The 22,067-nt window shown below is 48.1% G+C and carries 17 protein-coding genes; 9 read left to right on the forward strand and 8 right to left on the reverse strand.

The features are described 5' to 3' along the window. Positions 1 to 55 precede the first annotated feature (55 nt). Together KJS65_RS24595 and KJS65_RS24600 are read left to right on the forward strand one after the other, a co-directional pair. The gene (locus tag KJS65_RS24595; RefSeq protein ID WP_213652475.1) at positions 56 to 1,324 is read left to right on the forward strand and encodes a Gfo/Idh/MocA family protein; all 1,269 of its coding nucleotides are present in this window, start codon (positions 56 to 58) and stop codon (positions 1,322 to 1,324) included. A gap of 242 nt (positions 1,325 to 1,566) precedes the next feature. Further along, the gene (locus KJS65_RS24600; RefSeq protein WP_213652476.1) at positions 1,567 to 4,722 is read left to right on the forward strand and encodes a PAS domain S-box protein; all 3,156 of its coding nucleotides are present in this window, start codon (positions 1,567 to 1,569) and stop codon (positions 4,720 to 4,722) included. A 241-nt stretch (positions 4,723 to 4,963) separates the two neighbouring features. Here the strand turns inward: KJS65_RS24600 and KJS65_RS24605 are convergent, their stop codons facing one another. Continuing rightward, positions 4,964 to 5,437, reverse strand: coding sequence for a helical membrane plugin domain-containing protein (locus tag KJS65_RS24605; RefSeq protein ID WP_213652477.1), 474 nt, complete (start codon positions 5,435 to 5,437; stop codon positions 4,964 to 4,966). Positions 5,438 to 5,456: 19 nt separating this feature from the next. Then, complete coding sequence (gene fdhF / locus KJS65_RS24610; RefSeq protein ID WP_213652478.1) at positions 5,457 to 8,393, reverse strand: formate dehydrogenase subunit alpha; 2,937 nt, start codon at positions 8,391 to 8,393, stop codon at positions 5,457 to 5,459. A gap of 352 nt (positions 8,394 to 8,745) precedes the next feature. On the opposite strand from fdhF, the gene KJS65_RS24615 reads away from it, so the two are divergent. The 4 genes from KJS65_RS24615 (at position 8,746) to KJS65_RS24630 (ending at position 12,186) form a co-directional block, all read left to right on the forward strand. Continuing rightward, entirely contained in the window at positions 8,746 to 9,093 is a 348-nt protein-coding gene (locus KJS65_RS24615) for a Na-translocating system protein MpsC family protein (RefSeq protein ID WP_136608481.1), read from the forward strand. A gap of 6 nt (positions 9,094 to 9,099) precedes the next feature. Beyond that, a complete protein-coding gene (gene fdhD / locus KJS65_RS24620) occupies positions 9,100 to 9,933 on the forward strand; it encodes a formate dehydrogenase accessory sulfurtransferase FdhD (RefSeq protein WP_213652479.1) in 834 nt (277 codons plus the stop codon). Positions 9,934 to 10,057: 124 nt separating this feature from the next. Then, the gene (moaA, locus tag KJS65_RS24625; RefSeq protein WP_374706222.1) at positions 10,058 to 11,074 is read left to right on the forward strand and encodes a GTP 3',8-cyclase MoaA; all 1,017 of its coding nucleotides are present in this window, start codon (positions 10,058 to 10,060) and stop codon (positions 11,072 to 11,074) included. 296 nt (positions 11,075 to 11,370) lie between these two features. Then, complete coding sequence (locus tag KJS65_RS24630) at positions 11,371 to 12,186, forward strand: formate/nitrite transporter family protein (protein ID WP_213652481.1); 816 nt, start codon at positions 11,371 to 11,373, stop codon at positions 12,184 to 12,186. On the opposite strand, the gene KJS65_RS24635 is transcribed toward KJS65_RS24630, so the two are convergent. Next, a complete protein-coding gene (locus KJS65_RS24635; protein WP_213652482.1) occupies positions 12,171 to 13,073 on the reverse strand; it encodes a LysR family transcriptional regulator in 903 nt (300 codons plus the stop codon). The genes KJS65_RS24630 and KJS65_RS24635 overlap by 16 nt on opposite strands. Positions 13,074 to 13,138: 65 nt before the next feature. Next, positions 13,139 to 13,372 carry a helix-turn-helix transcriptional regulator gene (locus KJS65_RS24640; RefSeq protein WP_213652704.1) on the reverse strand — a complete coding sequence of 78 codons (234 nt, stop codon included), beginning with the start codon at positions 13,370 to 13,372 and terminating at the stop codon, positions 13,139 to 13,141. Between the two features lie 229 nt (positions 13,373 to 13,601). Between KJS65_RS24640 and KJS65_RS24645 the strand changes: the two genes are divergently transcribed. Continuing rightward, a complete protein-coding gene (locus tag KJS65_RS24645) occupies positions 13,602 to 14,627 on the forward strand; it encodes a YeiH family protein (protein ID WP_244864788.1) in 1,026 nt (341 codons plus the stop codon). 45 nt (positions 14,628 to 14,672) lie between these two features. On the opposite strand, the gene KJS65_RS29975 is transcribed toward KJS65_RS24645, so the two are convergent. Both KJS65_RS29975 and KJS65_RS24655 read right to left on the reverse strand, forming a co-directional pair. After that, complete coding sequence (locus tag KJS65_RS29975) at positions 14,673 to 15,065, reverse strand: hypothetical protein (protein WP_244864789.1); 393 nt, start codon at positions 15,063 to 15,065, stop codon at positions 14,673 to 14,675. A 148-nt stretch (positions 15,066 to 15,213) separates the two neighbouring features. After that, positions 15,214 to 15,378, reverse strand: a complete 165-nt coding sequence (locus tag KJS65_RS24655) for a hypothetical protein (RefSeq protein ID WP_213652484.1) — start codon at positions 15,376 to 15,378, stop codon at positions 15,214 to 15,216. Positions 15,379 to 15,613: 235 nt separating this feature from the next. On the opposite strand from KJS65_RS24655, the gene KJS65_RS24660 reads away from it, so the two are divergent. After that, complete coding sequence (locus tag KJS65_RS24660) at positions 15,614 to 17,521, forward strand: sensor histidine kinase (RefSeq protein ID WP_213652485.1); 1,908 nt, start codon at positions 15,614 to 15,616, stop codon at positions 17,519 to 17,521. 55 nt (positions 17,522 to 17,576) lie between these two features. Here KJS65_RS24660 and KJS65_RS24665 read toward each other — a convergent pair whose 3' ends face one another. Next, positions 17,577 to 17,744, reverse strand: coding sequence for a hypothetical protein (locus KJS65_RS24665; RefSeq protein WP_213652486.1), 168 nt, complete (start codon positions 17,742 to 17,744; stop codon positions 17,577 to 17,579). A 390-nt stretch (positions 17,745 to 18,134) separates the two neighbouring features. Between KJS65_RS24665 and KJS65_RS24670 the strand changes: the two genes are divergently transcribed. Then, entirely contained in the window at positions 18,135 to 20,681 is a 2,547-nt protein-coding gene (locus tag KJS65_RS24670; RefSeq protein WP_213652487.1) for a beta-mannosidase, read from the forward strand. Between the two features lie 88 nt (positions 20,682 to 20,769). On the opposite strand, the gene KJS65_RS24675 is transcribed toward KJS65_RS24670, so the two are convergent. Beyond that, the gene (locus KJS65_RS24675) at positions 20,770 to 21,909 is read right to left on the reverse strand and encodes a GNAT family N-acetyltransferase (RefSeq protein WP_213652488.1); all 1,140 of its coding nucleotides are present in this window, start codon (positions 21,907 to 21,909) and stop codon (positions 20,770 to 20,772) included. Positions 21,910 to 22,067: the final 158 nt, after the last annotated feature.

Raw genomic sequence — 22,067 nt, forward strand, 5'->3', positions numbered from 1 at the left:
CGGCAGGTGACGTACAATCAGGGCACAGTAACCAACATGACGAGGAGGAACCCCTGTGAAGACAGTAACTGCCGTACTTCTTGGAGCAGGCAGCAGAGGACGATACATCTATGGTCCATATGCAGAGAAGCATCCGGAGGAATTGAAGATTGTAGCGGTCGCGGAACCGAATGAGGAGCGTAGGCAGCGTATGGCCGCAATCCACGATATCGCACCGGAATATGTATATACCTCATGGGAGCAGGCTTTCGAGAAAGGCCGGATCGCGGATGTCATGATTATTAGTACGCTGGACCGGCTGCACTTTGAGCCCGCGATGAAGGCGCTTGAACTTGGTTATCATATCCTGCTGGAGAAGCCGATGTCGCCCCTGGCGGAGGAGTGTATCCGCATCGAGCAGGCTGCTCTCACTCATCAGCGTGTACTTACGGTCAGCCATGTGCTTCGGTATTCGCCATTCTGGTCCGGCATCAAGCGCTGCATCGAGGCGGGAGAAGTCGGAACCATCGCCACGATCCAGCATTCGGAGTATGTTGGATACCGACACATGACACATAGCTATGTGCGCGGCAACTGGCGGAACTCAGCCGAGACGAGCCCCATGGTTCTCGCCAAATCATGCCATGATCTGGACATCATCTCATGGCTGATGGATAAGCCGTGTACTCATGTCAGCTCCTTCGGATCGCTGTTGCATTATCGGGAGGAGCATGCGCCGGAAGGATCTACCGCGCGCTGCACCGACGGCTGCCAGGTTGAACAAAGCTGTCCCTTCTCAGCACTTAAGCTGTATAACCAGCCGCCTGAACACCCATGGGCTCGCTATATTACGCATGATCTGACCCAAGAGGGCATCATGACGGCCTTAAAGGAAGGACCGTTTGGCCGCTGCGTTTACCGCTGCGATAACAATGTTGTTGATCACCAGATCGTCAATATGGAGTTCGCGGGTGGTGCCAATGCTACCTTCACTTTGTCCTCCTTTACCGAACATGAGGTCCGGAGAGTGCGTATTATGGGTACGAAAGGTGAGATTTATGGTGATATGGAGGAAGGAACATACACGTTGAATCGTTTCGAGACCGGCGAGCAGGTAGAATTTCATTGCGGAGTTGCCGGAGACGGCCACGGCGGCGGTGACGATCGGATGGTTGCTGAGTTCCTGCAAAATGTGCGCGAGAATGAAAATGATACCGTATCGGCATTAACCTCAGCAACGGCTTCCTTGCAGAGCCATTTAATCGCTTTTGCCGCTGAAGAATCGCGTTTTCTGGGAGGAATGACCGTCAAGCTGAGTGATATGGTGCAGCGGGTTACGGTTTAATAATCCTGAATGCAATCATATGAAGAGCCGCTTCGTTGACTTCCGTCATAGAGCGGCTTTTTCATATATAATGGAAGTGGGGACGAGCCGCCTGCTGGACCCTGGAGTGAGCTTTCTCTTATAATAAGAAAAAATGGTTTTAAAACCCTGCATCTAGGTTAATCTGCTATTGAGCCAATTCAATTTAACCTGTTCGAAGGGCTCAACATGCTTGTCTTTTGTGATAGAAGGGAGGACCAGCAGTGGAAAACTCGCGTAATGACAACTTCATTCAACAGCTATACAAGCATGCGTCGATTCCGCTGGCTGCAGTTGCCGTCGATACCGGGCAATGGATTGCTGTCAGCAGCGTCTATGCCGCTATGCTTGGTTATACGGAAATGGAGCTTTTGTCCATGACCGAAGCGGAAATCACACATCCGTATGATAGGCTGAATACAGCCCCCGCATGTCTTGCGGAGCTGCTTCATCATTCTTCAACGGATCAAACGATTGTGGAGAAACGTTATATACATAAAAACGGATATGAGGTTCGGGTTAGACTGCAGGTTTCTCTGGCAAAGAACGGGGAAATCGGAGATGATGTTTATCTAGTACAGGAAGCAGCTATTCTATCGGGTACCAAAATCGAAGAAGAGCCTATGGAGATCGATCCTAATATGCAGATTCTGTTTGAGAAGAATGCGGATATTCTCTTTTCTTCCAGCAGGTCGGATGGCATTCTTGAAGAGGTCTCCCCTTCCATGAAACGGATTCTTGGCTATGAGGCTCAAGAAATGATAGGTCATCACCGGGCTGAGTTTTACCACCCGGATGATGCGGCCGACATGCTGAGCGGAAACGCTCTTTATTCCGTTGACAGCGTATTTACCCGGAGGGTCAGACATAAGGACGGACATTATTTGTGGATTGAGACGGCATTTCAGATTATTCAGGACCAAGATGGCGGTATCAAGCGGATTCTGACCATTGGCCGCAATGTGAATGACCGGGTCGAAATGGCGCAGAAGCTGAAACAGAGTGAGCAGAAATACAAGCTCATTATGGATTATTCACTTGACTTTATTTCCCGCCACAAGGTAGATGACGAGCTGACTTTTATTTATGTCTCGCCTGTTTGCAGAACCATGATGGGCTACGAACCGGAAGAGATGGAAGGAACTTCGAGCCGCAGCTATATTCATCCTGACGATGTGAAGAGGGTAAGGCATCACCTGATCTCCGCTCTGGATGAAGATTCCCCGGATTCTTTTACATTCCGTTTCCTCCGCAAGGATGGCACTTATATATGGTTCGAAACCAACAGCCGCTTCACCTACAATGTGAACGGGGAAGTGGAAGAGGTGATATCCATTTCCCGCGATATTACAGAGCGCAAACAGGTTGATCTTCAGCTGAAAGAGTATAAATCGCTGTTTGAATACAATCCGGCGGGAGTCACCTCGCTTGATTTGGAAGGCAATCTGCTGACTGCCAATCGGGGGCAGGAGATTCTATGCGGCTATTCAGAGCATGAAATGGTACATAATCACTTTACTCCATTGATAGATCCGGTCGATGTGGACAAGACGGCTTATCATTTTAGCCTTGCGGCCAAGGGGGAGCCGCAGACCTATGAGATTGGCCTGCGGCATCGGGACGGTCACCGGATTGAAGTCAGCGTCATTAACGTACCGATTATTTTGCATGGCAAGGTTGTTGGCGTCTTTGGCATTACGAGCGATATCACGGCGAGCAAGCAGTATTTGGAACAAATCGAGAAGCTGAGCTATGAGCATGCGCTCATTTTGAACTCAGTATCTGAGGGCATCTTTGGGGTCGATCTGGAGGGCAGGGCAGGTTTTATGAATCCTGCTGGAGCCAGAATGCTTGGATTTAATGCGGGAGAATGGATTGGACAATCATTTTTGGGAATGCTGCAGCAGACGCGTGCGGATGGTAGCCATTATCTTCCAGGTGAATCTCCTGTTATGAGTGCAGTCCGGGAAGGGATTGCCCTGTACAAGGAGGAGTCGGTATTCTGGCGGAAGGATGGTTCCAGCTTTCTGGCATCCTACCGCGTAACTCCGTTGTTTGACAAGGGAGAGCGGATGGGCGCAGTCATTGTCTTCAACGATATTACGAATGAGAAGCAAATTCTCCGCGCGAAGGAATCGGCTGAACAAGCGGATAAGGCGAAGTCTGAATTCATGGCGATTATGAGCCATGAGCTGAGAACGCCAATGAACGGAATTATGGGGATGATCGAGCTGCTTGCGGATTCTCCGCTGGATGAGGAGCAGCAAAGCTACACCGATATCATTCGCGAGAGCAGTGATGCGCTGCTGCAAATCTTGAATGAAATCCTCGACTTCAGCAAGATTGAAGCAGGAAAGATGGTGCTAAGCGACGATCCGATTCAAATTCATTCGATCCTCGGTGGCGTGGTCGAGTTGTTTTCTGCCAAGGCGTCCGAGAAAGATTTGGAGCTGTGCACCCATATCTCGCCGGACATACCGGATATGATCCGTGGTGATGAAGGACGTCTGCGGCAGGTATTGATTAATTTGGTTGGCAATGCGATTAAGTTTACCGATACCGGAAGAGTTTCCGTCTCTGTTCATCTGGCAATGGATTCGCCGGAGGACGAAATGACTCTGGAATTTTTCGTTAAGGATACGGGGATCGGAATACCCACAGATAAGCTTGATCAGCTGTTCCAGTCTTTTTCACAGCTGCATCCGGCTATTAACCGAAAATATGGAGGAACAGGTTTAGGCCTTTCCATATGCAAGAAGCTGGTCGAGCTCATGGGCGGATCAATCGGAGTTATCCAGGAAGAAGAGGAAGAGGGGACCACGTTTTATTTCACCTTAAAAACCGAAGCCTGGACTTCCAGTGATGATGTCACGGATCAATGTGAGGAATCGAATCCTATTATTGAAGAAGAAATCAGGATGATTTCAAGCGTGCCGGAAAGTGAAGCGATGCCTATAAGCCGGCTTGAGCTGCCCGAAACAACCCTGCCGCGTTTTGGTCTACTGAATATTCTGGTGGCTGATGATCATCCGGTTAACCGTCAGCTGCTTACGGCTATCCTGAATAAAATGGGATACGATCCAGACCTGGCTGTTAATGGAGCCGAGGCGGTTCGAGCGGCTGTGGAGGGGAATTACGACTTGATTTTTATGGATGTGCAGATGCCGGTCATCGATGGAATCGAGGCTGTGCAGTCCATTCGCCGCCAGCTTCCGCAGGAGGGACTGCCCATTATCATTGCAGTCACCGCTTTTGCCGGCGCGGATAACCATAAAATGTGCCTGGAAGCAGGAATGCATGATTTCTTAAGTAAGCCTGTTTTGATGTCCGATATGGAACGGGTACTGGAAAAATGGAGCAGGCACATCAGTTTGCGGTAATTCCTTTGCAAATTTAAGGTGTCTTGAAGGTTATTTTCATCTAATTTTAAGATAGGGCACTTATAATAAAGCCATACCCCTTTTATAATATATTGATTGATGCCCTGGAGCCCGATGCTCCGGGGTCTGTTTTTGTTTATAGGAGTATACGGAAAAAGGCAGATTCCAAATTGGAACCTGCCTTTTCTTCATTCGTTTATTCAGACATAAGGGGATGTATATTAAGGAGAGATGTCAAAACCTACTCGCCCAGCCCTTTACCCATCCCTTTCAGGAAACGCAGGCCAAAGCCGATTGCACGGTTCACATCAGGATCCTTCAGGGCACTCATAAGTGAAAAGACCGTTAGCTTTTTGTCCTGAGGCTCATTTGCTTCCTCAAGGCCTTTCGCCACACTGCCCAGCAGCTTAGAAGTTTGTTCCGGGTCAATAGCGGATAGGGCTCCCGCCGCAGCAAGACCATTATTGATCATGTTCGTCATTTCAGGGCGCTTTACCTGATTGAGGGCAATTTCAGCAACCTTGGCTTTTGCCTTCAGCAGCGATTCGGCTGCTTCCAGGACGCCGCTGCCGTACAGCTCGCTCAGGACAGCAATTGCCTTTTCGATCGCCTGTTCATGCTCGGCTACAGAATCCTTCAGCTGATCCAGTGACTGCTGCTTTACTTCTTCCTCGCTTAGTACGCGTTTTTTTATAAAAGAAATGGGTTGCGCCATTTTTCATACCACCTTTCCTTTAGTCCACCAGAGAAACATAACCGGGACGGTTCCATTTGCGCTGAACTTCGACCCCGTTTTGCGGATGCCGCTTCTTGTTCCGCGGATTACTGAGCGGAAGCGGATTCGCTCCCTTAATGTTCAGGGTTTGCATCCGGACTTTCGTCTGCTTGTAGGCAGGCGTATGCGTACGGACATCCACCGCACCTCCGGTCAGGAGATTAACAGCCGTTTCATGGCTGGTGGAGTGCATTGGAACATAGATCTCATTACGGTGTACGCGATCTGTCACCAGAACCTTCAGCTTGATAGCGCCGTATGGTGATTCAAGGCGAACCAATGATCCGCTTTCGAGACCGCGTTCTGCGGCCAGCTCAGGCGAAATTTCTACAAAGACTTCTGGCAGCTTCAGGTTGATACCATGCGATTTGTTGGTCATATTGCCTTCATGGAACTGTTCCAGGAGGCGTCCGTTATTCAGCACAAGATCGAATTCAGCAGGGAATTCCATTGGAGGAATATAGTCCACCAGCGAGAAGCGGGCCTTTTTGTCCGGGAAATGGAATCCGTCGGTATACAGGAGCGGCGTGCTGTCGCCTGTTGCAGAACCCCAGGTAAAGCTGCCCCAGCCTTCCATGACTTCGTAGCTTGCTTTAGCGAAGAACGGTGTCAGGCTGGCCATTTCTGCAAAGATTTCGCTTGGATGGCTGTAGTTCCAATCGAAGCCAAGATGTTTCGCGAGTTGAGTCGTAATCCACCAGTCCGGCTTGGAATCACCCATTGGTTTCATCACCTCATACAGACGCTGTACACGACGTTCCGTATTCGTGAAGGTGCCTTCCTTTTCGAGGGAAGGGGCAGCAGGCAGAATGACATCGGCAAATTGGGCTGTTTGGGACAGGAAGACGTCCTGAACCACGAAGAAGTCCAGCTTGCTGAGAAGTTCTTGTACGTGATTGGCATTGGAGTCGACCCAAGCCATGTCCTCGCCTACCAGGTACATACCCTTGAGCTCACCGCGATCCACCGCATCCAGCATCTGGATGTTATCCATCCCCGGTTTTGGTGAAATGCTTACGCCATAAGCCTGCTCAAAGCGGGTGCGGGCTTCATCATTGGATACATGCTGGTAGCCTGGCAGCCATGGCGGCAGGGTACCCATGTCGCAAGCGCCTTGTACGTTATTGTGGCCACGGAGCGGATATGCCCCTGCACCTGGACGCATATAGTTTCCGGTGGCGAGCAGCAAGTTGGAAATAGCCGCGGAAGTATGCGATCCGGCTATGTTTTGGGTTACACCCATACCCCAGCAGATGGCGGTTCCATCAGCTTCATGAATCATAGTCGCGATGGAGATGAGTGTATCTTTGGAAATACCGGTTTCCTGTTCGGCGTATTCCAGTGTGAATTTCTCAAGCAGCTGTGAATATTCACCGAACTGATTGACATGCTGTTGGACGAAAGCTGCGTCATGCCAGCCTTGGTCGATCATGTATTTGGTGACGGCTGAAAGCCACACAAAGTCGGATCCTTGTTTTGGACGAATAAACAGATCGGACCGCTCAGCCATTTCATGTTTTCGCAGATCTGCAACGATTAGCTTTTGTCCATGCAGCTTGTGGGCACGTTTGATGCGTGTCGCAAGCACCGGATGGCCTTCCGCAGGAGCGCAGCCGATTAGAATGACAAGTCCTGCCGCTGCAATGTCTTTGATGGAGCCGGCATCGCCGCCGATACCCACAGTGGACATCAGACCGTCCGAAGCAGGGGATTGGCAGTAGCGGGAGCAATTGTCGATATTGTTGGTTTCAAATACCTGGCGTGCCAGCTTTTGAATCACGTAGTTTTCTTCATTGGTAATTTTGGAGGAAGAAATAAATCCGAGCGCGTTAGAGCCGTATTCCTTCTTGATTCCGCCCAGACGTTCAGCGACGAGGGAGAGAGCTTCATCCCATGTGGCTTCCACAAAAGCATCTCCCTGACGAATCAGTGGAGTGGTGATGCGTTCTTCGCTGTTCACAAAGTCCCAGCCGAATTTACCTTTAACACAAGTGGAAATTGCATTGACCGGTGCATCATGGGAAGGCTGGACTTTCAGGATCTTGCGTCCCTTGGTCCACACTTCAAAAGAGCAGCCCACGCCGCAGAACGTGCAAACCGTTTTGGTCTTGCGTGTTCTGGTGTCGCGCATTGCGGCTTCAATTTCGGAAATAGCAAAAATGCCGCTGTAGCCTGGCTCTACCTCTTTGACCAGTTCAATCATCGGATCGAGAATCGGCTTATCAATAGCAGTCATGAACCCGGCTTCGCCGAGCATCGATTTCTCCATCAAGGCGTTGCAAGGACAGATGGTCACGCATTGTCCACAGCTGACGCAGGAGGAGTCATTAATGGATGTGCCGGCATCCCATTTCACGCGCGGAATGTCTGCTTCCCAGTCGATCGACAGCGTTTCATTGACCTGAAGGTTCTGACACACTTCGACGCATTGACCGCAGGCGATGCATTGGTTAGGATCATACCGGTAGAACGGATGGGACATATCAACTTCAGAAGAGTCGACTTTCGGGCGATAAGGATATTTTTGATGCTCGATTTCCATCAATTCTGCCGTATTATGCACTTTGCAGTTTCCATTGTTGTTATCACAGACCGTGCAGTACAGCAGATGATTCTCAAGAATCCGGTCCATTGCTTCCGTTTGAGCTTCCTTGGCCCGATCCGAAGATAGCTTGATGTCCATGCCGTCCTCCGCTTGGGTGGAGCAGGCACGCTTTAGTTGGCCATTGATTTCAACGATACAGGTATCGCATGTTTGAATAGGATCCACTTCGGGTACATAACAAATTTGAGGTTGCTCTAGTCCTGCAAGGTTAATGGCCTCGAGTACCGTCATGCCCTCTTTGACTTCAACGTTTAGTCCGTTCAAAGCTAAACTTACAGTTTTCTTGCTCACGAAATAACCTCATTTCCCCAATTTTTTCACGATAACGGGTGTAGAATCCTTTGCTTAAACGGATTGTCCAGAAAAAAGTCCACAAACAAAAAACTCCACTAAACCTGGTCCGCTAGTTCTGGTGCGGCAGGTTGTAGTGGAGTAACCGATTAGCAATGGCCTACTAAACAGATCATTCCCGTTATTTTGTCAAAATGGTGTCTCGCCATGATTATACTACTTCCGCTTGAAAAAACAAGATTGAATTATCTGTCAGGATTAAATTTTGCCCACCTGGATTTTTGCTGAATCGTCCTGTACATTGTTACTAGGATTTAGTATAGTGTTAAACTTGTAATGAGGTGATTGAGGGATGAAAAAGGAAGTTGCGTTTAACGACATCATCCGGAAAGTCAGAAAAGACACGTTCGGCAAAGGCCCGGAGCGCATTCATACGACCTTCGTTGAGAACATGGCTATCACCCGGATGTACGGGAATTTTACTCCTACGGAAAAGTTTATCGCACAAACGCCGGATGGCAAAAAAATGGTGCACAGCGCCAGAACGTATATGATTCAGGATTTGTATAAAAATCAGGTTCCGGAAGGTTTGGAAGAGCTTTGCGGTTCGAAGCTGGTTCATTTGTTTTCGGATATCAAGGTCGACGAGGATGTGGCCATTTCCGTTTTTATGTTCGAGAAAAATATAGAGCAGGGATGAGAACCGATGAATACTGTGACGAGGGAAAAGGGGAACATTATCCGCTACGAGCACGGCCAAATTACGGAGAAAACGGATCTTATCGTCACGGAGCATCCGGTGACGATAAAAATAAACGGCGAGGAATTCGCCACGCTGGTCTGTACTCCGGAATACATTGAAGATATGGCTGTAGGCTATCTCGCTTCAGAGGGAGTCATATCCAGTACCGAAGAGCTGCAGGATCTCTGGGTTCAAGAGGATGAAGGCTTCGTCCATGCTACGGTCAGCCGCTGGAGTCCGCTTCACCGCCAGCTTTACAGTAAACGTTATGTGACTTCCTGCTGCGGCGCGAGCCGCCAGGGATTTGTTTTTTTTAATGACGCAAAGACAGCTAAACGACTGCATGATGTTCCGGTTGAACTGTCCTTTGACGATATTTTTCGATTGGTCCGGGAGATGCAGGAAGGCGCCGAAACCTTTAGCCAAACAGGTGGTGTCCACAATGCAGCCTTATGTGACCGGAGCGGTATTTTGCTGGAAAGGATGGATATCGGCCGGCATAATGCGCTCGATAAGATCTATGGTCATTGCCTGAAGCAGGACATTCCCATGAACGATAAAGTAATCGTGTTCAGCGGTAGAATTTCTTCGGAGATCCTGCTTAAGGTCGCCAAAATCGGCTGTGGGGTCATACTCTCAAAATCCGCTCCAACGGCACTTGCCCTTGAACTGGCCGAGAATCTGGGGATTACGGCAGTGGGCTTTGTACGTGGAAATTCCTGCAATGTGTATACCCATCCTCAGCGTATTCTCGAATGCAGGAAAGAGATGAAGAAAAATACCGCGGATGTGGAGTAGCCGGATGTCCGGGGCATCCGGCTGCCCTTAATATCGGGGTTCCCTGTAGCGTATTTGGAAATTAGCATTCTTCAGCATAGGGCTCCACTTTGTGGGGTTATTTTGGCACAGAAATGGAGTGAGCATCGTGGAAACCAATGATTTTTACAAACGTGTACTCAGAGACCTGCGGATTTCCGTGACGGACCGCTGCAATTTCCGGTGCCGTTACTGTATGCCGGAGGAAATTTTTAATAAAGATTATCCGTTTTTATCCCGTGATCACATCCTGTCCGTTGATGAGACGGTGAGGATTGCGCGCATTTTCACTCGGCTTGGCGTACAGAAAATGCGTATAACAGGCGGCGAGCCGATTCTGCGCAAAGAATTGCCCGAGATCATTGCAGGCATCTCTGAAATCAAGGGTGCTGAGGATATTGCGTTGACAACCAATGGAAGTCTTCTGGCCAAACAGGCTGTGAAACTGCGCGAGGCAGGATTGATGCGTGTGGCGGTTAGTCTTGATGCGCTGGATGATGAGACCTTTATGAGAATGAATGGCGGTAAGGCCCGTGTTCAGCAGGTTCTCGAGGGAATCGACGCCGCAGCGGAAGCAGGGCTGCAGGTAAAGGTCAATATGGTGGTGCAAAAAGGCGTGAATGAGCATGCGCTGCTGCCGATGGTCCGTTATTTTCGCGAAAAGGGCCATATTCTGCGCATGATCGAATATATGGATGTGGGCAATACCAATGGCTGGGACTGGAAGCAGGTGGTCAGCAAGAAGGAAATACTGGAGCGGATCGGAGAGGAATTTCCGCTCGAGCCTGCCGATCCCAATTACCCGGGGGAAGTGGCTTCTCGCTTCCGTTTTCTGGATGGCAAAGGCGAAATTGGCGTGATCTCATCCGTCAGTGACGCTTTTTGTTCTACCTGCACGAGGGGCAGACTGTCGGCGGACGGCATGTTCTATACCTGCCTGTTTGCGACCAAAGGTCATGATCTGCGCACGCTGCTGCGTTCGGATGCTTCCGACGATGAAATAATGTATCGTATCATGTCTATCTGGGAAGGCAGAAATGATCAGTATTCTCTGGAGCGAGGAACTACAGGCGGAGAACGGAATGAAGGAGCCAAGGTGGAAATGTCCAGGATTGGCGGATAAATATTGGAAATGATGAAATTTTATATTCTTAGAATCTTTTTGTTCACATTGTTGACAAAAAATGAACCTGTGTTATCATGTGTATGAAATGTCATAGTGCAATGGAGGGGCTGTAGGTGTTGCAGCTGCTCTATTGATAGCGTGAACGTTGATTGATGCTCCTATAGGAAACGGGTAGGAGAATTAACCGGCACTAATCTTTCTTTTTCGTATTCTGGCGAAAGGATGGATTCGTGGCGGTTTTTTTGTTGCGTTTTTATGCTGAAAATTTGAAATGTTTATTGGAGGAATGATTCATGTCATCGTTTTACTCACCGCAGCAAATTAAAGACATTGCAGTCGAAACCGGAGAGAAGAAAGCCAAACTTACTCTCTCCGCGCTGCTTGTTCTGGGATTTTTAGCCGGAGCTTTTATTGCCCTCGGATTCCTGCTGGATATCCGCGTCATTGGTACGGCACCTAAAGAATGGGGTTCCGTTACAGGCTTTTTGGGTGCCGCTGTGTTCCCTGTTGGATTGATTCTGACGGTGCTTGCAGGCGGAGAACTGCTGACCGGAAATATGATGACACTACCGATGGCATGGTTTGCACGCAAAATTGGATTTGGCTCGGTGCTGAAAAACTTTATTTTGGTGACCATTGCCAACTTCGTCGGTGCTGTATTCGTCGCGTATTTCTTCGGTCATGTGGTTGGTCTTACGGAAGGAGCTTTCCTGACCAAAACGGTAGCCATTGCTAACGCAAAGGTTCATGATACATTTACGCAGGCATTCGTGTCCGCCATCGGCTGCAATTGGCTGGTATGCCTTGCGGTATGGCTTGCTTACGGTGCGAAGGATGTTGCTGGTAAAATCGCCGGCATCTGGTTCCCGGTCATGGCTTTCGTCGCGATCGGCTTCCAGCACGTTGTCGCCAATATGTTCGTGATTCCAGCCGCTATTTTTGCCGGACAAATGACTTGGGGACAATATTTCCCGAACTTCAGCGCGGTATTCCTGGGCAACCTTGTCGGCGGCGCACTTTTCGTCGCAGGAGCATATTTCGTTGCTTACCGTCAGCCGACTGGCACCGCAGCTCTTCTGAAGCAGCAGGAAAGTCAGAAATCCGCATAAAGCGATTGAACGTTAAGGTTCAAAGTTTGAATGAATTTCAGCACTGCCATGACAGCCGGCTCATCCTTGCTCTGCAGCAGGGAAAGATCCCGGCTGATCTTCATTCCCCGGATGGGAATTTCACTCAGTTCTCCACTGCCCAGTTCTTTGCGGACAACCCAGCGTGACAAAAGAGCAATGCCGAGGCCGCAGGCTACGGCTTCCTTGACGCCCTGACTGCTGTTAAACACAAAGCTGCGCTTGATGGACAGGCCGCCATCCTGAATCAGTCTGTCGCTGTAAGTGCGAGTACCTGATCCTGTTTCCCGCATCACCCATACCTGATCCTGCAGCTGGTTAAAATCGACGCTTTTACTGGCGGTCAGCAGATGGTCGGGAGAGGCGATCAGAACCATCTCATCCTTCATAAAGGCTGTGACTTGAAGATCTTTTGCGTCGACTTGGCCTTCAACCAGTCCGATATGGAAACGTCCTGCACGGATATCCTGCAAAATATTGTCCGAATTGCTGATGTGTACCTGTACATCCACGAGAGGATACTGCTGCGCATAATCCGCAAGCACCCTCGGCAAAATATATTCCCCGATCGTAAAGCTGGCTCCCATAAACAAGGAACCGGTCACTTCGTCTCTAAGCATATGTATATCCTGTTTGGCTTCATCGTATAAACCCAGAATCTGCTGCGCTTTGCCGAATAGTATTTCACCGGCTTCCGTTAATTTCACGAGCTTGGGGGAACGATGCAATAGCTTGGCACCAAGCTCATTTTCCAGATTGCGGATATGAAGACTCACGCCCGGCTGGGATAAATTAAGCAGTTTGGCCGCCTGGGAAAAATTCCGCTGCTCGGCCACCGCGACAAACACTTTCAGTGTATCCGTAATCATGATGTGACTCCCCCGTTTATTTTCGGAATGTTCTTCAAATTCTTAGCCCATAGATCTTCTTCGTCTTATTCTATCTTTCCATCCGCGATCTTTTCATGGTTAGCATCTTCTGATTGCACCCAAAACAGATCATTAAGTGTCCGGTTCAAGGTATAACAAATTTCCAAGCATAATTTTAGTGACGGATTATATGTTCCTTTTTCAATTAAACTGATGGTTTGGCGGGTAACACCGGTTCGATCAGCCAGCTGCTGCTGGGTAAAATCTGCTTGAATGCGCGCCATTTTCACTTGGTTCATCAAAGAGCATCGCTACCTCCTTATGGAACACAGTGTAACATATACATTACTTAATGCAATCTATATATTGCATCTCCGATAAATATTAATTACATATAAAAGGGAATCTTATAATCATTAGTTTTCCTCATGATAGAGATAGCAAATCGGTATTTCACTTCCTGAGCCATCAACTTTATAGTGAGCGTATGAGAACAACAGAGATTGAACAAAGGGGATGGCAATACCAATGATTTCACAGGAATCTGCAGTTCCTCGCAGAAAGAGAAAGACTAACGCTTTTATTCTGGGGATTGGGCTGACGCTGATTTTATCACTGCTCGCAAAAGGATTATCCCTGTTTCCGTTTCTCAGCATTATGGGCCAGCTTGTTCTGGCGATTATCCTCGGGATGGTTTACAGAGCTTCCGTTGGAGTGCCGGGCTACATTATGCCGGGGGTTTCCTTTTCCAATAAAAAGCTGCTTCGCTTCGGGATCATACTGCTTGGGATGCGGCTCAATCTGATGGACATCGCCCACGCCGGTCCAAAGGTTGTTTTACTGGCAGCGGTCAATATTACGGTAACGATCTTTGTTGTATATGGATTGGCAAGGCTGTTAAAAGTGGACCGGACGATGTCGCTGATGACGGCATGCGGGACCGCCATTTGCGGCGCTGCAGCAGTCGTAGCCATTGCTCCGCTGATTAAAGCGAAAGATCAGGAAACAGCTGTCAGTGCAGCCACAGTTGCTATCCTCGGTACGTTGTTTACATTAATTTATGTAGGCCTGTATCCGTTGCTGGGACTAACGAATACGGGGTACGGTGCTTTTGCAGGCGGTACCTTGCATGAGGTGGCCCATGCGATTGCGGCAGCCGCACCAGGCGGGAAAGAAGCAGAGGATATGGCTGTTATCGTCAAGCTGACGCGGGTAGCTCTGCTGGTTCCGGTCTCGCTATGTGTAGGATACTGGGCCAGCCGCAGAGAACAAGAAAAGACGCATAAAAGCAAAATTCAAATTCCGTGGTTTGTGCTTGGCTTTCTACTCATGAGTGCTATAAATTCACTGGGTATCATTCCGCATGCTGTTACAGCGCAAATCATCAATATTGCTTATATTCTGATTGCGATGGCGATGGCAGGTCTTGGCCTCAATGTCGATTTTGCCTTTTTCCGCCGCAACGGAGTGAAGCCCTTTGCAGCCGGATTGATGGGATCGGTGGTATTGGCTATTATGGGGTTTGTGTTGGTACATGTGCTTGGTTTTATGTAAAAAGAAAAAACGGTCTCCGCTGTCCCGGAGCCCGTTTTTTTTATTTTATTCTGAATCATCACCATCATAACCATTGATCAGGTCGGTTCCATGCATATCTTCAATGGTAGCCGAGGGGTCAATCGGACTGTTCATCTGAATATCATCTGCGTCAGGGACATCTTCAAGCTCAGTCTCTTCATCGCTTATGTCATCCTCAGCAGATTGCAGCGATTCTCCGGGAATCTCAGGACGCCGGTTACCGAGCTCCGGACTCATTTCAGAGCGGGTATAAAACTCCACATCGGCGGCTTCCGGCTCACGTGTAATGCTTTGTGCGGTTTGTGTATTCACTTCGCGGAAATCATCCTCGGGAAGACCCTCTTCGATTGGGTGCTCTCTTGCATTTTCGTACCGTTCATATGTTAAATCCGCTTCCGTTTTGTACTCTTCAGACATGATGGTTCCATCTCCTTATTTTGTATTCGATACTTACCCTTACCCTAAACCGTTGGGAATAAACCCTGCGAATTCAGGTGGGAAAAACTGTATAAAAAAATCCCCATAACCCAGCGGTCACAGGGAGAGATGTATCTCATGCTGTAATTTAAAATTTTGGAAATACATATCTGATCAGGAAGTAGAGAAATCCGAAAAAAATGATGATGTATGCCGCATACTTGATAAACGTTGCAGCTACAAGGCTGGAGTCGGATTTCTTATGTACCTCTGTCCGATCCACTTCGACGTTTTGCTCATGAGGTTCACGCATGGCTGTTTCTCCTCCTTCACATTTTATTTCAGGTAATTTGTCCCGCTTGGTACATTTATAAACAAAGCTTCAGCTGCTGAAACAGTTGCCATACGGCGATGCCGACGAATGACTTTTAATATAGAGAAATTGCGAAATTTGTCGATATATTACATAATAAATCGAGAGATTTGCGAAATTTCAGGCGGATTATCTTCTGCCTCATAGCATAAGTAATGACTATCTGAGGTGATATATGAGAGTTGCATTCAAAACAGCCTGTGCGCTGATGCTCGTCATGATCGTTTTGATTGTCGCAAGGCCTGGTTCTGGCTTTGCGGCACCGGGGTCGGATTATATTTCGATGTCAGGCTGGGATTTCAAATGGGCACAGCAAAAAGATGCGGCCGGTCTGAGGGCGAATGAAGCTCCGGACGCGGGCTGGAAAAGGCTGAGTTCCCTGAAAAACCTGCCAACGCGTGATCAGGATACCGCAGACGCATGGTATAAAACGGTGCTGCCCGAGCTTAAGTCCAGCCCTTCCGCACTGCTATTAAAAAAGGTCTATGGGCAGCGCATCATTATTTATCTGGATCAGCGTAAAGTGTACGAGCAGAACCGCGGCTATATGTACGACACCCACAAAATATTGCTTCCGCTGAGCCCCGGGGATAAGGGGAAGACGCTGCGTATTCAGATACAAGCGGAGAAGGACAGGATCGGAATCGCCGGAGATGTACTGACAGGCGATTATCAGGTGCTGCTCAAACAGTTTGTAAAATCGAATCTGGATGATCTGATCCTGGGCAGCTCCATGGTATTTGTGGGAATGGTCATGTTGATTGTGGCTTTGTTCATGCGAAAAGGCCAACTGGTAAGTTGGCTGACATTAACACTCATCTTGCTGTCGATCGGAGCTATCATTCTGACGTATTCGCCGCTTTTATACAGCTTGTATAATGGGTATGGACAGATCATCCTTATTGTTTTTGACATTGCTCTCTTAAGTCTGCTGCCCTCATTGACTTTTTATTTTGAAAAAACAGTTGGCGCAGGATATATGCAGATCATCCGGCATTACCGCAAGTTTCAGACCTTTTATTCGCTAATATGTTTGTGTTTCATGGTTGTGAACCTGTTGCTTAATGATCGAATTTTTGACTTGTATTATTTGTTATCCGTTAAGATACTCGGCTATTTGATTATTTTGCAGATTATTCTGGTCGTCGTCAGCTCCATCGGGTATGCGGTCAAAGGCAACAGGAATGCCCTGATTTTCACATCGGGCTTTGTTGTATTCGGCCTCACCGTTCTGATTGAAATGATAAGCTTCATGGTAAGCAGCGGGAAATACGAACTGTACTGGTGGAAATGGGGAGTTCTTGGATTTGCACTTGCACTTATTGCAGTTCTCGGTCAGAAATTCACTGAGAATCACCATCAGATTCTGATGTATTCAAAGGAATTAGAAATGTTCAATATGGAGCTGCAGCGTTCAGAGAAAATGGAAATTATCAGCGAGCTGGCTGCGTCTGTAGCACATGAGGTGCGGAATCCTCTGCAGGTGACCCGGGGCTTTCTGCAGCTGCTGCTAGAAAAATCAATAAATAAAGACAGGGAGTATCTCACGCTTGCCTTGAAGGAGCTGGATCGGGCTTCAGGCATAATTACCGACTTTTTGACCTTCGCGAAGCCTGAAATTGATCAGGTGCAGCTGCTGGATCTGGCTGATGAGTTCCGGCATATCGAAGGAATTCTGATACCTCTTGCCAATTTTCAAGGCAGTAAAATCACTTCGAGAATTCCAAAGAATCTATATATCGAAGGGAATTCTTCAAAATTTAAACAAGCCTTTATCAATATTATCAAAAACAGTATCGAAGCGTTGCGTGAAGAAGGGCAGATCCATATTTGGGCTTATACCGAACAAGATGAAGTGGTTATTCATATTCAGGATAATGGCGGAGGGATGGAGCCGTCTGAAGTCGCCAGACTGGGCGAGCCTTATTTTTCGAATAAAACAAAAGGTACGGGACTCGGACTTATGGTCACATTCCGCATTATTGAAGTGATGAAGGGGAATATGAAATTTCTTAGTGAAAAGGGAGTGGGGACGGAGGTCATCGTACGTTTTCCTACCGTCATCCAAGAGGATGCTATTTAAAATACCTTGTACGCAAAATGGCGCCGGCTTCACAGCGGCGTCATTTTTGCATACTTTAGATGAAAACTTCAGAATTACCTCCAGTCCTTAAATCCTGCCAGGCGACGTATAAGCTGAGTAAAGCAGCAATCAGAAACAGCAATGCAGAAATAAGGGCTACTTGATTTCTTTGGGCTGCTGATGTATTGGGACGGTTGACACTTCGTGTTTTTACTGGCTTCACACGTAGACACTCCTTTGAATGCAGCGGCATGTGCATTAGTAAGCTAGCTCAGGTGCGTTGTGAACTTACTCTAGATTATGTCTGCTATAAGATTACCGTGCCGGAATAGAAGGAAAATAGACGAAAAACAACATCTTGGTTTGAGTTACAGCTGAATAACTGAATTAATTATTTATATTGTTATATATTATTACTGTAATTATAATAACAATATATATTTTTTTAGTGGTTTCGACAAAATGGTTGGTGACTGCATGATTAAAGAGTATGTTTCAAATCCGTTGTTGGTGTTATTGCGATGGATGTAAGAGGTTGTTTTTTGTTATTTTTGTTATATTATATCAATAACAATAACATAGGGATCAGCTTGGTGGCTGATGGGAGGGCATAATGAGCAGAACAAAATGGGTTGTAAATGATTGGAGCTTTAAAGCTTGTCATGAACAGGAATGGATGAAAGCGAAGGTTCCTGGTTGCGTACATACGGATTTGCTTGCAAATGCGAAGATTCCGGATCCCTTTTACGGAACCCATGAAAAAGAAGTACAGTGGATCGACAAGCAGGATTGGGAGTATGAAAGTCATTTCGATTTGCCGGAGGAGCTTTTGCTGCTTCCGCAGCTGGAGCTTGTATTCGGCGGTCTGGATACGTATGCGGATGTAATCGTGAATGGTCAGCAGGTACTGAGTACAGATAATATGTTCCGGGTGTGGAAAGCCGATGTTAGAAGTGTTCTGAAAAGCAGCGGTAATACGATTCACATCCGCTTCCGCTCTCCTGTGCAGGAGGATCTGCCTAAGCTGGAGAAGCTGGGGTATGCGCTTCCGGCATCCAATGATCAGTCTGAAGTGGGGGGGCTGGGTGAGCAGAGAATCAGCGTGTTTGCCCGCAAAGCACCTTATCATTACGGATGGGATTGGGGTCCGAGGTTCGTTACCAGCGGTATCTGGAGGGAAGTCTGGATTGAAGGCTGGGAGGACAATCGTATTCAGGACCTGTTCATCGAGCAGATTGACATTACTCCTGCTGAAGCCATACTGAAGGCTGTGACTGAGATTGAGGCTGTTGCAGAAGGGGAAGGGATGATCAGACTCCAGACTGAAGATTTGATTTGGGAGCAGAAGGTGATGTTAAACCGGGGCATAAATTTGATAGAGATCCCTTTTGCCATATCCAATCCGAAGCTGTGGTGGTGCAGGGGGCTGGGAGCTGCACATCTATATGAATTTCAGGTCGAGTTGTTACAACATGAATCCCTAATCGCATCCAGGACAATCACAACGGGTCTGCGTTCGGCCAAGCTAATTAGAGAAAAGGATGAAGCGGGATCTACATTTTATGTGGAACTGAATGGTGTGCCTGTGTTTGCCAAAGGCGCGAATCATATCCCGAATGACAGCTTCATTACCGAAGTTACGGAGGAGCGCTACCGTCATGAAATTGCGACAGCCGCTGCCTCCAACATGAACATGCTTCGGGTGTGGGGCGGTGGCATCTACGAGCAGGACATGTTCTACCGTTTGTGTGATGAATACGGCCTGATGGTGTGGCAGGATTTCATGTTTGCCTGCAGCATGTATCCCGGAGATGAGCCGTTTTTGCTGAATGTCCGTGCTGAAGCGGAGGAAAATGTGAAGCGTCTCCGCAATCATCCCTCGGTTGTCATCTGGTGCGGTAACAATGAGATCGACACCGCCTGGTCACATTATACGGAACGTGGCGGCTGGGGCTGGAAACAAAGCTATACGCCGGAACTTCGTGATAAAATATGGAGCGATTACGAGAAGATCTTCCACAGTATTCTGCCGGAGGCAGTAGCTAAACATGCACCGGGTATTCCTTACTGGCCTTCATCACCCATGATTGATTTAACGGGAGACAGTAAGCAGCATGCGGTTAATGATTCTACGGCAGGGGATATTCATTACTGGGGAGTGTGGCATAATGTGGAGCCGTTCGAAAACTATAATATTTACGTCGGACGTTTCATGAGCGAATACGGATTCCAGTCATTTCCTGAGTATCAATCTGTGCGCAGTTATGCAGAAGAGAGTGATCTGGAACTCGAATCACCTGTCATGCTGGCGCATCAAAAAAATGGTCAGGGTAACCGGTTGATTAAGCAGTATATGGATATGTATATGAATGAGCCTAAAGATTTTCCATCCTTTCTATACATGAGTCAGGTGCTTCAGGCAGAGGCGATGAAAATGGCTATTGAGTCGCATCGCCGCCGTAAACCATACTGCATGGGGACGCTTTATTGGCAGATGAACGACTGCTGGCCGGTGGCCTCCTGGGCAGGTATGGACTACTTTGGCAGATGGAAAGCGCTGCAGTATGCTGCCAAGCGCAGCTTCCGGGATATCGCTTTGTCGATTGACGGAACGAGTGAAGACGATCTGGACGTTTATGTCATTTCCGATCAGCTAAAACCGTTCGTCGGCAGCATCCATTTATGGGTTATGGATATGAATGGTGCGGTTCTGAACCAACGCACGGTGCCTTTCTCCATGAAACCCAATACATCTTCCAAGGTTTATTCATCTCCAACCGAACAGCTTTTGCAAGACATAGACATGCGAAATACCTTCATGCTGGCACAGCTTGAAGTTTCAGGTGAGGTACTGGACAGCCAGGTTCATTACTTTGTGCCGATGAAAGAGCTTGCTCTGGAGCAACCCGCAATTCAGATTCATGAAGTCGAGGGAAGCGGCGGGACAGTATTTGAGCTAAGTTCGAACAAGCTTGCTAAACATGTATGGCTTTCCAGCGAAGTGGAAGGCTGTTTCAGTGATAATTTCTTCGATCTGGTCCCAGGGATACCCCAAACGGTGCAGTTCTTTGCACGGACAGAGTCTGTCAGCGCGTTTATTCCTGCCGAGCCGGGCCAGCTGCTTGTAAAATCGATGGCGGATTTTATCCAATCCCGATAAGCTCGAAAAGCAAAAGTAGATGAGTATACAAAAGACTGCCCAGCCGCGGAAGCGGTTAAGGCAGTCTTTTGTATTAATAACATGTAAATTACACGAAATGCAGACCGGACAAATACGGTAACGGAATCGTCCTGAAGCCTTCCGGAGCCATCGTTTTATGCGGAGACTTTGGATCAAAGAGCAGAGATAGCAGTCCGCTGTCATCCAGCTGCAGCTCCTGGCCTCCCTTAGTAATCGTATAACTTCTCTCCTGATCATGGCTTCCGTTGAGATGGAATTTACTTTCCCAGGAAACAGGAAGAAGAGATGAGCATTGGTTCAGCAGACTTGAAGCATCTGCAATCCAAACCGTTCCGCTGTTTCGTCCATCGGTCACCTCAGCCCCGGATGCCTGGAGCAATTTTAACATTTCCTCCTGCTGCCAGGGGATAGGGAGGATCATGTGGTCCGACGGGAATCGATGGTGAAATTCAGCAAACAGCCGAGCGCATCCATGAACATCGCCTGCCCATTCCACAGCACGGGAGGGCTCTTCTGGAGCGGCCGTATTTTGAACATTCGCGGAATGCACGGCTGCCAGCGCGAAAGCCTGTACCCTTCCATCCTTGATGGCTACGAGAGCTTGAGAATTCAGACGGTAAATATCAGGGATCGGACTTGCACCGAGCAAAGCGAGCAGCTGTGCCGGACCCTGCTCATATCCAACTTGTTCAGAAGCAAAGAGCTCAGTCACCGCAAAGATATCTTCAGGCTCCATGTTTCTTATGGTCCAATCGTCTGCTGTGCTGGTCTGCAGCGATTGTGCTGCTGAATGATTCAGGGCCGCTGAGTGAACATGTCCGAAGTACTGGCATCCGGATCGCATATACAGGGAACGGTCTCCGGATACGAAGACAAGGGAAGCGCCGGAACGTTTGGCATGCTCCATACACTCTTCAAGCAGCTTGCTCGCGAGATTCTGACCGCGGTAATCGGGATGCGTGCATACAGAGCCAAGCCCGAATGCGCAAAGCCTGGCACTTCCCACCCGGATCACTTCCGGAACCAAGCCCATAAAAGCGACGATCTTCCCCTCCTCTGTAAAAGCGCCATATGATTGGCTGATCCCCGGGTTAAACAAATATGGAAATAAACTGCCCATGGACTGCTGATCGGGCTGGCGGAAAACAAAATCGGATAAGGCGGCAGCCTCTCCAAGCTCATGCGGTAAAACTTTGCGGATGTTCATCGGTTTCGCCTCCATTTACACATTCACATTCTATTTTCAGTATAAAGGGAAGCTGAAAGCAAATGCTATCATCCATTTTGAATCTTGTTTTGGCGGGGATTGATAAATTCAAGGATAAACCAATCCGAGTAAAGGGATAAAATGGAATACTTCGGGAA

It is taken from the genome of Paenibacillus sp. J23TS9 (genome assembly GCF_018403225.1).
GTDB lineage: Bacteria > Bacillota > Bacilli > Paenibacillales > Paenibacillaceae > Paenibacillus_AQ.

Coding starts and splice junctions, on each gene's coding strand:
- KJS65_RS24640 (WP_213652704.1), bottom strand. CDS start 13,372: ATGAACCAAGTGAAAATGGCGCGCATTCAAGCAGATTTTACCCAGCAG.
- KJS65_RS24675 (WP_213652488.1), bottom strand. CDS start 21,909: ATGAACATCCGCAAAGTTTTACCGCATGAGCTTGGAGAGGCTGCCGCC.
- KJS65_RS24660 (WP_213652485.1), top strand. CDS start 15,614: ATGAGAGTTGCATTCAAAACAGCCTGTGCGCTGATGCTCGTCATGATC.
- KJS65_RS29975 (WP_244864789.1), bottom strand. CDS start 15,065: ATGTCTGAAGAGTACAAAACGGAAGCGGATTTAACATATGAACGGTAC.
- KJS65_RS24605 (WP_213652477.1), bottom strand. CDS start 5,437: ATGGCGCAACCCATTTCTTTTATAAAAAAACGCGTACTAAGCGAGGAA.
- KJS65_RS24645 (WP_244864788.1), top strand. CDS start 13,602: ATGATTTCACAGGAATCTGCAGTTCCTCGCAGAAAGAGAAAGACTAAC.
- KJS65_RS24655 (WP_213652484.1), bottom strand. CDS start 15,378: ATGCGTGAACCTCATGAGCAAAACGTCGAAGTGGATCGGACAGAGGTA.
- KJS65_RS24670 (WP_213652487.1), top strand. CDS start 18,135: ATGAGCAGAACAAAATGGGTTGTAAATGATTGGAGCTTTAAAGCTTGT.
- KJS65_RS24635 (WP_213652482.1), bottom strand. CDS start 13,073: ATGATTACGGATACACTGAAAGTGTTTGTCGCGGTGGCCGAGCAGCGG.
- KJS65_RS24615 (WP_136608481.1), top strand. CDS start 8,746: ATGAAAAAGGAAGTTGCGTTTAACGACATCATCCGGAAAGTCAGAAAA.
- fdhD (WP_213652479.1), top strand. CDS start 9,100: ATGAATACTGTGACGAGGGAAAAGGGGAACATTATCCGCTACGAGCAC.
- KJS65_RS24630 (WP_213652481.1), top strand. CDS start 11,371: ATGTCATCGTTTTACTCACCGCAGCAAATTAAAGACATTGCAGTCGAA.